The sequence below is a fragment of the Delftia sp. HK171 genome (assembly GCF_001886655.1).
Taxonomy (GTDB): Bacteria; Pseudomonadota; Gammaproteobacteria; order Burkholderiales; family Burkholderiaceae_C; genus Comamonas; species Comamonas acidovorans.
Window position 1 is genome coordinate 4883724 of the sequence record NZ_CP018101.1, and the last position, 14209, is coordinate 4897932.

Here is a 14209-nt window from a genome sequence, read left to right on the forward strand (position 1 = left end):
ACCAACACATCCTGGCCTGTAAGACGTACGCGCGCCAAAAATGGAGACAATCTGTAACGGGGCAACGACCGGATCAAGCAGGCACTGCGGCCCCGCAGCCCCCTTGGCGCGGCAACAGCAAGGCCAAGGGGCGGCGCGGATCATCCTGGCTCGAACTCGCAGGTCAGCAGCTCGAACAATTGCGCAAGCAGGCCGGCATCCCGCAGCATGGAGAAATGGTCGGCCTCGATCTCCGAGCCCGGGACATCGTCCTGCCGCAGTTGCTGCTGCAACCTGGTGCGGTCGCTGGCATTGCGGCCCTCGCTCCACCACAGCTGCGCCGCGCCAGCCACCGGCCTGAGCCTCTCGGTTTGCAATGACAGGCGCTTCAGATGAAGCGCCGTCATGAAGGTCTGGGCCAGATCAGCCCCCTCCATGGGTACGCTGCCTTCGGCCAGCTGTGCGCCTGCTCGGGCCGCAGCACGTCCCAGAGGCCCCGCCAGAAGGTCGGCGCTGGGCTGGGGGACGGTGCGGACCTCGGCCACATCATCGATATCTGCGTGGGGAAGCAGGTGGCTCACAAAGGCCAGGAAATCCGGCCACCAGTCATCGGACAAGGTCTGCCCGGCCTCGGGAACGAAGGGATCGACCAGTCCCAGCAGTCCCAGCGTCTGGCCCTGGGCCTCCAGCCGGGATGCCATCAAGGCCACAAGGCTGCCGCCCAATGACCATCCCAGCAGGTGGTAGGGTCCGCTGGGCTGAACGGCGCGGACCATGCGGCAGTAGTCATCGGCCATCTGTTCCAGCGAATGGTCCAAGTGGTCTGGTGCAGACAGGCTACGGCAGGCGATCGCATACACGGTCCGCACGCCGTTGAGCGCCCTGGCCAGCGGCTGGTAGTCGAAGATGGTGCCAAAGCCCGCATGGATGCAGAAAAGCGGTGGCATCCCCTCGCATACGGCATTGAGAGCGATCAGGCCTGCAGCGCGTGTCTCCTGTTCGGCGCCCAGACCCAGCAGGCCGGCGATCGTGGGCCGTTGCAACAGATCGCGCAGCTTGAAATCCAGCCGCCGGTTGCCGAGCTTGCGCACCTTGGCGTGCATCTTCAGGCTGAGCAGCGAATCTCCGCCCAGTTCGAAGAAGTTGTCGGTCTCGCCCACCCGGTCCACGCCCAGCACCTCCTGCCATACCTTGGCCAGCGCACGGGCCTCGTCCGTCGAGGGCGGCACGAAAGCTCTCGCACCATCGGCCGCGGGCAAGGGCAGCGCATGGCGGTCCAGCTTGCCGCTGACAAGACGAGGCAGGGCGGGCAGCGGCACGCAATGCGCCGGCACCATGTAGTCCGGCAGGCGCTCGGAAAGCTGCTGGCGTATGCGCTGACCTGCACGGTTGTCCGCTGCCAGGCCGTCCAGCACCAGATAGGCCACCAGTTGACGGCCCGAGGCAGCCTCCTGCACAACCACGGCGGCATCGGCAACGCCGGCCAGCGCGCGCACGGCCTTCTCCACCTCGCCGAGTTCGATGCGGAAGCCCCGGATCTTGACCTGATGGTCGGCACGGCCTATGTACTCGATATTGCCGTCATCCATCCAGCGCACCAGGTCGCCGGTCCGGTACAGGCGCCCGCCCTGCGCATCGAACGGATTGGCGATGAACCGCTCGGCGGTCAGTGCACTGCGCCCGAGATAGCCGCGCGCCAGACCGTAGCCTCCGATATACAGCTCGCCCACCTTGCCGGCCGGCAACAGCTGCATGTCCTCGTCCAGCACGTAGACGGAACGTTCGCCCACGGGCCTGCCTATGGGTGCATAGGCGCACTCGAAGCGTTGATCGCCGCCGGTGCGCCAGATCAACGGCGTCACCACCGTTTCCGTGGGTCCATAGCCGTTGATCAGCCAGCGCGGCCGCAGATGGGTGGACACCTTGTCGTAGGCTGCCTTGGGCATGGCCTCTCCGCCAAAGACATAGAGTTCTACCTCGGGAACATCGTCGCGCGGCGCGGCCCAATCGGCGATCTCGCCAAGGTAGGCAGGCGGGAAGGCCGCCGTGGTCACGCCATGGCGTTGCAGCGCCTGATAGGACTGCTCGGCCGTCCAGAGTTCGCCGTCCCTCAGCACCAGGCTGGCTCCCACGCACAGGGGCGTCAGCCAGCGCTCATGGGCACCGTCGAACGAGAAGGACATGAAGTGCAGCTCGCAGGATGCGGGCGTCATCCCATAGATTTGCGCCGTGGCCAGGCAGTGCATGGCCAACGGGCCGTGGGACACTGCCACGCCCTTGGGAAGCCCGGTGGAGCCCGACGTATAGATCACGTAGGCCAGATGATCGGCGTCGCAGCGCGGCGCCAAGCCGTGCGCCTCCAGCTGGCCATAGGGCACGTCTTCCATGCGCAGTGTCGGCACGTGCAGCGCGGCCAACCGGGGCTGCACGCTGCTCTGGCTGATCAGAAGCATGGCCCCGCTGTCCTGGAGCATGAAGGCCAGCCGGTCGCAGGGATAGGCGATATCGAGCGGCACGTAGGCACCACCGGCCTTGAGCACGGCCAGCAAGGCAACCACCATGTCCATGGAGCGCTCCAGCGCCACCCCGACCACCTTGTCGGGCCCCACCCCCAGCTCCACCAGATGGCGTGCCAGGCGATTGGCCTGGGCGTCGAGCTGTGCATAGCTCATGTGCGCATCGCCCATCCTCAAGGCGATGGCCTCGGGCCGCGCGCTCGCCTGCTGCGCGATCAGCGCATGCACCGTGCTGCGCGGTCCCTGGGGAGCCAGCGGTTCGGAGCGGCCCAGTGCCAGCATGCCGGCATGCTGCGAAGCGCCCAGCCACCCCATCTGCCCCAGGGGCTGGTCCACATCCAGAGCCAGCAGTTGGTGCAGCAAATGCTCGACCAGCTGCCGCATGTCCGCCACACGGGCTTCGTCGAAGGACTGGCGCGCATAGCAGTACTCGATTTCCAGCACCTCACCCACGGTGACCTGCAAATCCATGGCGTACCCGGTCAGGCCGCTGCCGGCCACGGCACCGAATTCCAAACCGAACTGATCCAGGCGCTTCATGGTCTGGTCCATCGGATGGTTCTCGAAAACGATGATGCTGTCGAACAAGGGCCGACCTGCGGATCCTGCCCAGCGCTGTATGTCGGCCAGTGCCGAATGCTCGAACTCCCGGGCTCGCAAATTGCCGGACTGAACCGCGCGCAGGTATTCGCCGATGGACAGCCCAGCGCGCACCGATACGGCGATCGGAATGGTGTTGATGAACAGGCCCAGCATCTGCTCGGCGCCCTCCAGGCTTGCAGGCCTGCCGGCCACTGTGGCGCCGAAGACGACCTGCCGGCTGCCGGCCTGCCGCTGCAACACCAGCGACCAGACGGCCTGCACCAGGGTGTTCATGGTCACGCGCTCGCGCTGGGCCAGGCCCACGAGGGCGGCTGTCCGCTGCGCATCCAGGCGCGTGAAAAGCTTGGCATAGCCGTCGGTGCCGGTGCGCTGCTGGGGGTCGGCCAGCAGAACCGGCCCCTCGAGCCCGGCCAGTTCCCCTTGCCAGAAGGCCTTGGCAGCCTCGGCATCCTGCCGCTGCAGCCAGCGCAGGAAGTCCCCGTAGGCGGGAGGCTGTGCGGGCAGTTGCTCGCCCGCATAGCTCTGCAGCCATTCACCCCAGAGCCGCGAATCGCTCCAGCCGTCCGAGAGGATGTGGTGCTGGGTCCACAGCAGCCGGTAACCCGTGTCCGAGATGCGGATCAGGTGGATGCGGACCAGCGGCGGAGCCAGCCAGTCGGTCTCCCTGCGCAACTCCTCCCTGCCCAGGCGGTCCGCGCGCTCGACCGCATCATCAAGCCCACGCCAGTCATGCTGCACGAACTTTGCCGTTGCCTGGCGCAGCACCACCTGCAGCGGTCGCTGGATGCCAGCCTGCCAGACAAAGGCTGTGCGCAGCATGGCGTGGCGCTGCACCATGGCCGACCAGGCGCGGGCCAGGCGCTCGGCATCGACCCCGGACAGGTCCACCCCGAGCTGGTTGACATACAGCCCGGTTCCCGGCTCCTCCATGGCATGGAAGAACATGCCTTCCTGCGTCGGAGTGAGCGGATAGACATCCTCCACATCGTCCTGGGCGAACGGCAGGCCCGCCAGGACCTGTGCATCGAAAAAGTCCACCAGACGGCCACGCTGCCCGGCCGATGTGGCCACGGCCACCGCCGCACCCTGGTCCGCACGTTCTGCCACGGCCGCAAGTTCGGCCACCGTCTGTCGCTCAAACAATTGCCGGGGCGTGATGCGCCAGCCAGCACGGTACGTCCGGCTCACGATCTGCAGGCTCAGGATGGAATCGCCGCCCAGCATGAAGAAGTTGTCGCTGCGGCCCACGCGCTCCACGCCCAGCACCTCGGCCCAGATGCCTGCCAGCATCTGCTCCACCTCGCCCTGCGGCGCTTCATAGACCTGTGCACCCGCCAGTTCGGGCTCGGGCAAGGCCTTGCGGTCCACCTTGCCATTGGCCGTCAACGGCAGGGCATCGAGTACCACGATGGCCGAAGGCACCATGTAGTCAGGCAGCCCCTGACCCAGCCGCTCCTTGAGCAGCCCATCTTCGACTTCCTCGTTCAGCGAGACATAGGCCACCAGGCGCGCCCCGCCCGGCCCCTGGCTGGCCAGCACGACGGTCTCACGCACCTCCGGCTGCGCCAGCAGCTGGGCCTGCACTTCGCCCAGCTCGATGCGGAAGCCCCGGATCTTGACCTGCTGATCGACCCGGCCCAGGTATTCGAGCTCGCCCTGCGCGTTCCAGCGCACCAGGTCGCCCGTGCGGTACAGCCTGCTGCCATCGTCCGTGAAGGGGTTGGCGATGAAGCGCTCCGCGCTCAGGCCTTGCCGGTTCAGGTAGCCACGCGCCAGGCCCGCGCCCGCAACGAACAGTTCGCCCGCCACGCCTTGCGGCAGCAGGTTCAGACTGCCATCGAGCACATACAGGCCCAGGTCGGGAATCGCCACTCCAACGGGGCTGCGTCCTCCTTGAAGGTCAGTCTTGGTGATCTCCCGGTACGTCACATGCACCGTGGTCTCGGTGATGCCGTACATGTTGATGAGTCGGGGGCTTTCGTCCCCGAAGCGATCGAACCAAGGCCTCAGGCTCTCGGGCTCCAGCGCCTCGCCGCCAAAGACCACATGGCGCAGCGACAGGCCGGAGCCGCCCTCCTCCTCCTGCTCCACCGCATGGACCAGTTGGCCAAACGCCGAAGGCGTCTGGTTGAGCACCGTGACGCGCTCGGCACGCAACAGCGCCAGGAAGTCCTGGGGCGAGCGGCTGACCCAGTACGGCACCACCACGAGCCGGCCACCCGTGCACAGCGCACCAAAGATCTCCCAGACCGAGAAGTCGAAGGCGTAGGAGTGGAACAGCGTCCAGACATCGTCCGGGCCGAAGCCGAACCAGGCATCGGTGGCATCGAGCAGCCGCGCCACGTTGCGGTGGCTCAACTGCGCGCCCTTGGGACGGCCCGTGGAGCCTGAGGTGTAGATCACATAGGCCAGGCTGTCGACCGACACCTGCACCTGCGGATCGGCATCCGATTCGGCCGACAGGTCCAGCGTGTCGACCTCCAGAATCTGCAAGCGGTCTGCGCCCGGAATGCGCGTACGCACTGCAGCCTGCGTCAGCACCAGGGCAATGCCGCTGTCCTCCACCATGTGCGCCAGACGGTCGGCCGGGTAGTCCGGGTCCAGCGGCACATAGGCGCCACCGGCCTTGAGGATGGCCAGCAGGCCGACCACCATCTCCACCGAGCGCGACATGGCAATGCCCACGCGCGACTCGGGGCGCACGCCCAGGGCGATCAGGCGGTGGGCCAGGCGGTTGGCCTGGGCGTTGAGTTCGCCGTAGCTGAGGCTTTGTGCTTCGAATACCAGGGCCTTCGCCCCGGGCCGCACACGCGCCTGTTCTTCGATCGCGTGCTGCAGCGGCACGGCATGCGCAAGGCATGGCTGCCTGCTGCCGCAGCGCTCAAGCGCCGTCCGCTCCGTCTCACCCAGAATCTGCAGCGCCCCCGCATTGCTGTGTGGAGCCAGCTCCAGCGCCCCGACGACCGCCTGGATGGCGGCCCCCATGTAGCTGCACAGCCGCTGGGCACCAATGGACTCGCTGGCCTGCATCACGATGCCGAAGCCCTCGCCCAGATCATCGATCGATACCGTTACCGGGTAGTTGGTGCGCTCCTGTCCACCCAGTGCCGTGAGGCCTTCCCATGCGCTGGAAGTCCCGTCATCCTGAACCAGATAACGGTAGTTGAGCAGAGTGGAGAACAGCGGCGTGCCTCCCTCCAGCGCACTGCAGCGCTGCGCCAGCGACAGCGTCGCGTGCTCATGGTGCATCAGCCCCGACAACCCCTCATGCGTCTGGCGCAGGCACTCCTGCACACTGCGCTCTCCCAGCCGTATGCGTAGCGGCAAGGTGTTGATGAACATGCCCAGCGCACGCTCCACCCCCTCGCCACCCTGCATGCGCCCGAACAGCACCGTGCCGAACACCACGTCGTCCCTGCCCGTGGTCCGGCCCAGCACCAGCGACCAGGCCAGATGGAACAGGCTGGCCGCGCTCACGCCCTGGCGCTGCGCTGCAAGGCGCACGGCGCGTGCCAGCCCCGCATCCAGCACATGGCGCGCCTCCTGCACCCCGCTGCCGTCACCCTGCACGTCCAACAGGCCGAACGGCGCCGTGGGCTCATCCACATCGCCCAGCATGGCGCGAAAGAACTCTTCGTGCTCCCTGGCGCTCACCCCCAGCCGTGCCTGCGCCACGAAGCGCCTGAACGGCAGCGGCTGGGGCAGCGCATGCTCGCGCCCCTGGCGGATCAAACCAATCTCCTCGACGATGCGCTCCAGCGTCGTGTGGTCCAGCACCAGATGGTGCGTCAGCAGTTGCAGCAGCCAGCGGCCCTGCGGCGCATCCTGCGCCGCCGCGGCGCGGATCATCGGTGCCTTGCGCACTTCGATGCGCTGCACGCGCGGGTCCAGCCGCTCGTGCAACTGCGCCGCCGCATCGGCGCCCGCCACCACATCCACCCATTCGGTCTGGACCTGCGCATGGCGCCAGACCACCTGCACAGGCTCGGCCAATCCCTCCCAGAGCACGGCCGTGCGCAGGATGTCGTGCCTTGCGATCACCTGGTTGAGGCTGTCCACAAAGCCTTGCAGCCGCTCGCGCGTATCGAAGCTCAGCAGGTTGGGCGTGGCGTAAGCATCGCCCTGCTGGTGCAGCATATGGTGGAAAAGAATGCCTTCCTGCAGCGGTGCCAGCGGGTAGATGTCCTGGATGTTGGCTGCACCACCGGGCACGGCTGCGGCGATCCGTGCAATCTCCTGGGCGTCCAGCGCCACCAGGGTCAGCATGGCCGGGGTGATGGCCGTGCAGTCTTCGGGAATGCCGTTGGGCGGCACCTGCACCTCGGGTCGAGCATCGGCCTGTTCGCCACCAAGGGCCTGCGCAAAGTCGGCCAGCCTGGGCTGAAGGAACAGGCTGCGCACCTGGGCCGCCAGCCCCCTGGCGCGCATGCGTTCGAGCAGCTTCAGGGCCAGCAACGAATGACCACCCAGCTCGAAGAAGCTGTCATGGCGTCCCACGCGCTCCACGCCCAGCACCTCGGCCCAGATGCGCGCCAGCGCCTCTTCCAGTTCGCCCTGCGGCGCCTCGTATTGCTGGGTACTTGCCATTTCCGGTTCAGGCAAGGCCTTGCGGTCCACCTTGCCATTGGCCGTCAACGGCAGGGCATCGAGCACCACGATGGCCGAAGGCACCATGTAGTCAGGCAGCCCCTGACCCAGCCGCTCCTTGAGCAGCCCATCTTCGACTTCCTCGTTCAGCGAGACATAGGCCACCAGGCGCGCCCCGCCCGGCCCCTGGCTGGCCAGCACGACGGCCTCACGCACCTCCGGCTGCGCCAGCAGCTGGGCCTGCACTTCGCCCAGCTCGATGCGGAAGCCCCGGATCTTGACCTGCTGATCGACCCGGCCCAGGTATTCGAGCTCGCCCTGCGCGTTCCAGCGCACCAGGTCGCCTGTGCGGTACAGCCTGCTGCCATCGTCCGTGAAGGGGTTGGCGATGAAGCGCTCCGCGCTCAGGCCTTGCCGATTCAGGTAGCCACGCGCCAGGCCCGCGCCCGCAACGAACAGCTCGCCCGCCACGCCTTGCGGCAACAGGTTCAGACTGCCGTCCAGCACGTACAGGCCCAGGTCCGGAATGGCAGTTCCCACGGGACTGCGGCCACCGTCCAAATCTGTCTTGGTGATCTCCCGGTACGTCACATGCACCGTGGTCTCGGTGATGCCGTACATGTTGATGAGTCGGGGGCTTTCGTCCCCGAAGCGATCGAACCACGGCCTCAGGCTCTCGGGCTCCAGCGCCTCGCCGCCAAAGACCACATGGCGCAGCGACAGGCCGGAGCCGCCCTCCTCATCCTGCTCCACCGCATGGACCAGTTGGCCAAACGCCGAAGGCGTCTGGTTGAGCACCGTGACGCGCTCGGCACGCAACAGCGCCAGGAAGTCCTGGGGCGAGCGGCTGACCCAGTACGGCACCACCACGAGCCGGCCACCCGTGCACAGCGCGCCAAAGATCTCCCAGACCGAGAAGTCGAAGGCGTAGGAATGGAACAGCGTCCAGACATCGTCAGGCCCAAAGCCGAACCAGGCCTCGGTGGCCTCCAGCAGCCGCGCCACGTTGCGGTGGCTCAGCTGCGCGCCCTTGGGGCGGCCCGTGGAGCCCGAGGTGTAGATCACGTAGGCCAGGCTGTCGGCCGAGACCTGCACCTGCGGATCGGCATCCGATTCGGCAGACAGGTCCAGCGTGTCGATCTCCAGCACCTGCAAGGCGACAGCGCCGGGAATGCGCTCGCGCACCGCAGCCTGCGTCAGCACCAGGGCAATGCCGCTGTCCTCCACCATGTGCGCCAGCCGGTCGGCCGGATAGTCCGGATCCAGCGGCACATAGGCGCCACCGGCCTTGAGGATGGCCAGCAGGCCCACGACCATCTCCACCGAGCGCTGCATGGCAATGCCCACACGCGACTCGGGCCGTACGCCCAGGGTGATCAGACGGTGGGCCAGGCGGTTGGCCTGGGCGTTGAGTTCGCCATAGCTGAGGCTGTGTGCTCCGCAACCCAGAGCGGGCGCATGGGCCTGCCGGCGCGCATGCTGCTCGATGCGGCAGTGCAGGGGATGGCTGGCGGGGAAATGCCCTGATGCCTGGCCGCTGCCCAGCAACTGCTGCGTTTGCGCGACGCCCAGTACGTCCAGCCGGCCCAGAACGGCCTGCGCATTCTGCTCCAGCGCCCCAACGATGCTTTCGATGGCCGCGTCCATATAGCCGCACAGCCGCTGGGCACCAATGGACTCGCTGGCCTGCATCACGATGCCGAAGCCCTCGCCCAGATCATCGATCGATACTGTTACCGGGTAGTTGGTGCGTTCCTCACCACCCAGGACCGTGAGGCCTTCCCAGGTTCTGGCGGCAGTGTCCACGTCCTGCGCCACGCTGTAGCGATAGTTGAGCAGGGTGGAGAACAGCGGCGTGCCTCCCTCCAGCGCACTGCAGCGCTGCGCCAGCGACAGCGTCGCGTGCTCATGGTGCATCAGCCCCGACAAACCCTCATGTGTCTGGCGCAGGCACGCCTGCACACTGCGCTCTCCCAGCCGTATGCGCAGCGGCAAGGTGTTGATGAACATGCCCAGCGCACGCTCCACCCCCTCGCCACCCTGCATGCGCCCGAACAGCACCGTGCCGAACACCACGTCGTCCCTGCCCGTGGTCCGGCCCAGCACCAGCGACCAGGCCAGATGGAACAGGCTGGCCGCGCTCACGCCCTGGCGCTGCGCTGCAAGGCGCACGGCGCGTGCCAGCCTCGCATCCAGCACATGGCGCGCCTCCTGCACCCCGCTGCCATCACCCTGCACGTCCAACAGGCCGAACGGCGCCGTGGGCTCATCCACATCGCCCAGCATGGCGCGAAAGAACTCTTCGTGCTCCCTGGCGCTCACCCCCAGCCGTGCCTGGGCCACGAAGCGCCTGAACGGCAGCGGCTGGGGCAGCGCATGCTCGCGCCCCTGGCGGATCAAACCAATCTCCTCGACGATGCGCTCCAGCGTCGTGTGGTCCAGCACCAGATGGTGCGTCAGCAGCTGCAGCAGCCAGCGGCCCTGCGGCGCATCCTGCGCCGCCACGGCGCGGATCATCGGTGCCTTGCGCACTTCGATGCGCTGCACGCGCGGGTCCAGCCGCTCGTGCAACTGCGCCGCTGCATCGGCGCCAGCCTGCACCTCCACCCATTCAGTAACCACCTGCGCCTTGCGCCAGACCACCTGCACGGGCTCGGCCAATCCCTCCCAGAGCACGGCCGTGCGCAGGATGTCGTGCCTTGCGATCACCTGGTTGAGGCTGTCCACGAAGCCTTCCAGCCGCTCGCGCGTATCGAAGCTCAGCAGGTTGGGCGTGGCGTAGGCATCGCCTTGCTGGTGCAGCATGTGGTGGAAAAGAATGCCTTCCTGCAGCGGTGCCAGCGGGTAGATGTCCTGAATGTTGGCTGCACCACCGGGCACGGCTGCGACGATCCGTGCAATCTCCTGCGCGTCCAGCGCCACCAGGGTCAGCATGGCGGGGGTGATTGCCGTGCAGTCTTCGGGAATGCCGTTGGGTGGGATGTTCAGCGCCGGTTCCGGCTGTTCCTGGTCCTCGCGCAGTGCCTGCGCAAGATCCGCAAGCCCTGGGTGCTGGAACAACGTGCGCACCTGTGTCGCCCAGCCCTGGGCGCGCAGCCGCTCCAGCAGTTTCAGCGCCAGCAAGGAGTGCCCGCCCAGCTCAAAGAAATGATCTTGCCGGCCCACGCGCTCCACGCCCAGCACCTCGGCCCAGATGCGTGCCAGCATCTGCTCCACCTCACCTTGCGGCGCTTCGTAGACCTGCGCACCGGTCAGTTCGGACTCGGGCAAGGCCTTGCGGTCCACCTTGCCGTTGGCCGTCAAGGGCAGGCTTTCGAGCACCGTGAGAGTGCCGGGCACCATGTAGTCGGGCAGGATTCGGCCCAGGCGCATGCGCAGTTCTGCCGCATTGCAGGCCACTGCATCGTGCAGGGAGACATAGCCGGCCAGTTGCATGCCGGCGGGCCCGCGCCGTGCCACCACCACCGACTCCCTGACTTCGGGCTGGGCCAGCAACTGCGCCTCGATCTCGCCCAGTTCGATGCGAAAGCCCCGGATCTTGACCTGATGGTCGATGCGGCCCAGATATTCGAGCTGCCCCTCATCGTTCCAGCGCACCAGATCGCCAGTGCGGTACAGGCGGCCTCCCGCGCCGTCGAAAGGATCGGCCACAAAGCGCTCCGAGCTCAGTCCTGGCCGGTCCAGATAGCCGGCCGCCAGCGCCTCTCCGCCCAGATACAGCTCGCCGGCCACGCCCGTCGGCGCCAGCGCAAGGTCCTGGGTCAGCACCAGGGCCCGGGTATCGCTGATGGGACGGCCTATGGGAACCTGGCTGCGGCCATCGTCGCGGCAGGTCCAATGCGTCACGTGGATGGCCGCCTCGGTGGGACCGTAGAGGTTTTGCAGGCTGACGCCGCGCAAGCGGGTCAAGGCCTCGCGCTGTGTCTCCGCCGGCATGGCCTCGCCGCCACAGATCACGTAGCGCAGCCGGGTTTCCTCCTCAATGCCTTCGTGGGCCAGAAAGGCCTGCAGCATGGGGGGCACGAAATTGAGCGTGGTGATCTGGTGCTTGCGTATCAGGTCGACGATGCGCTCGGGATCGCGGTGGTCGCCGGGCCTTGCCAGGACCAGGCGCACGCCGGCTGTCAGTGGCCAGAAGATTTCCCAAGCGGAAACGTCGAAGCCAAAAGCCGCCTTGTGCAGTACCGCGTCGTCCGGCCCCAGGCCGTAGTGGTCCTGCATCCATGCCATGCAGTTGGCCAGGGCCGCATGCCGGTTGGCTGCGCCCTTGGGTCTTCCCGTGGAGCCCGAGGTGTAGATCACATAGGCCAGGTTGTGCCCATGCAACTTCACGTCCGGCGCCTGTGCCGATTCGGCCGAGAGGTCCAGGCCGTCGAGTTCGACTACACGCAATGCCTCCGCAAACGGCAAGGTCCCTCGTGTATGGCTCTGTGTCAGCACAAGCGCTATGCCGCTGTCCTGCGCCATGTAGGCCAGGCGTTCGGGCGGGTACTCGGTATCCAGCGGCACATAGGCGCCGCCGGCCTTGAGGATGGCCAGTATGCCCACCACCATGTCGATGCAGCGCTCCACGGCAATGCCCACGCGCACCTCGGGACCGACGCCCAGACCGATCAGCCGGTGTGCCAGGCGATTGGCGCGCCGGTCCAGCTCGGCGCGGCTGAGCACTTCTCCGTCATGGACCAGGGCCACGGCTTGCGGCTGCTCGCTGACGCGCCGCTCGAACTCGCGGTGCACGGGCAAGGCCTGGGCATGGCGCTGCCCGTTGATGCTCCATTGCAGCAACTGCTGCGTCTCGCCAGGCGGCAGCAGCGGTATCTGCGCGATCGGCTGGGCAGGATGCTCGGCAAGCGCCTGCGCCAGGCCGGCAAGGGCCTGGTGCATGTAGCCGCAAATTCGCTGGGCGCCCACCGAGCGCAGCACATGGGCGATCAGGGTGAAGTCGTCACCCGTATCGTTCACCGAAAGGCCCACGGGGAAGTTCGTACGCTCCCGGCTGTGCAGTATCTCCATGCCGTTCCAGGTCTGCGCAGCCGCTTCGTCATGGGCCTGCGCATGCCGGTAGTTCAGCAAGGCCGTGAACAGCGGCGCGCCGCCGCGCAGCCCGCTGCAGCCCTGGGCCAGCGGCAGACTGGCATGTTCGTGGTGCAACAGGTCGGTCAGTGCGTCCTGTGTGTCGCGCAGGCATTCGGCCACGCTGCGCCGGCCCAGGCGCACACGCAATGGCAAGGTATTGATGAACATGCCCAGCGCACGCGCAACGCCCTGCCCTGCCTGCATGCGGCCAAACAGCACGGTGCCGAACACGACATCGTCACGAGCGCTTGTCCTGGCAACGACCAGGGCCCAGGCGAGGTGGAACACGGCGGCCGCACTCACGCCATGCCGCTGCGCCAGACGGCGCAGCCGCACTGCCAGTTCCGCATCCAGCGTTTGCCGGGCCTCGTCCACGAGGGAGCCGTCGCCCTGGATATCAAGCAGGTTGAAAGGTGCCGTCGGCTCCTGCACATCGCCCAGCATGGCGCGGAAGAAGGCCTCGTGTTCAGCCGTGCCGACGCCGGCTTGCGCATGGGCGACAAAGCGCCTGAACGGCAGCGGCGCAGGCAGTTCCTGCACCCTCCCCTGCTGGATCAGGGCGATTTCGCCCACAACCAGCTTGAGCGTGGTGTTGTCGTCCACCATGTGGTGCGCGAGGATCTGCAGCAGCCAGCGCTGCCGGGCGGCATCATGAGCCGCCACCAGGTGGATCAGGGGCGCCTGGCGCAAATCGATGCGGTATCCCTCGGCGGCATCTTCCAGCCTCGCTTCCGGATCCTGCGCGGGCGCGCCGCTGGCTGGCTCCGCGAGCCAGGATATCTGCAGCCTGGCCTCGCGGCAAACGACCTGCACCGGGGTCTCCAGGCCTTCCCAGAAGACTGCCGTGCGCAGGATGTCGTGGCGCGCAACCACGGTGTCGAAACTCTCGACGAAGCGCTCCAGGCGTTGGCGGCTGTCGAAGGCCAGGGTGTGGGAGGTGATGTAGGTGTCACCCTGAGACTGCAGCAGGTGGTGGAACAGAATGCCCTGCTGCAAGGGCGTCAGCGGGTAGATGTCCTGGATGTTGGTCGCCCCGCCGGGCACGGCGGCCTCGATGGCGCGCAATTGTGAGGGCGTTGTCCGGACCAGGGCAAGCATGTCGGGTTCGATTCGCTGGCAGCCTGCAGGAATGCCCATGCCGCCGGCATCCTCCCGCACGGCGCAGACCGCTGCCTCGGCCACTGGCTGCAGGGCCTGGACGAAATCGGCCAGCCGAGGCTTGTGGAACAGCGTGCGCACTTCCACAGCCCAACCTTGGTTGCGGACCTGTTCCAGCAGCTGTATCGCCAGCAGCGAGTGCCCGCCCAGTTCGAAAAAGCTGCTGCGCCGCCCGACGCGCTCCACGCCCAGCACCTCGGCCCATATCTTTGCGATGGCGGCCTCGGCGCCCTCCGCAGGCGCCTGGTATCCAAGGTCCTGGGGGCATCGGGCTCGGGCAGGGCCTTGCG

The 14209-nt window shown here is 67.2% G+C and carries 1 protein-coding gene and 1 pseudogene; both read right to left on the minus strand.

Features of this window, described 5'->3' with window-relative positions; all coding sequences use genetic code 11:
- Positions 1-140 precede the first annotated feature (140 nt).
- The gene (locus BO996_RS21960) at positions 141-14006 is read right to left on the minus strand and encodes a non-ribosomal peptide synthetase (RefSeq protein ID WP_232240555.1); all 13866 of its coding nucleotides are present in this window, start codon (positions 14004-14006) and stop codon (positions 141-143) included.
- A 3-nt stretch (positions 14007-14009) separates the two neighbouring features.
- A pseudogene (locus BO996_RS29865) lies at positions 14010-14114 on the minus strand (phosphopantetheine-binding protein); the annotation flags it as partial.
- Between the last annotated feature and the right edge of the window lie 95 nt (positions 14115-14209).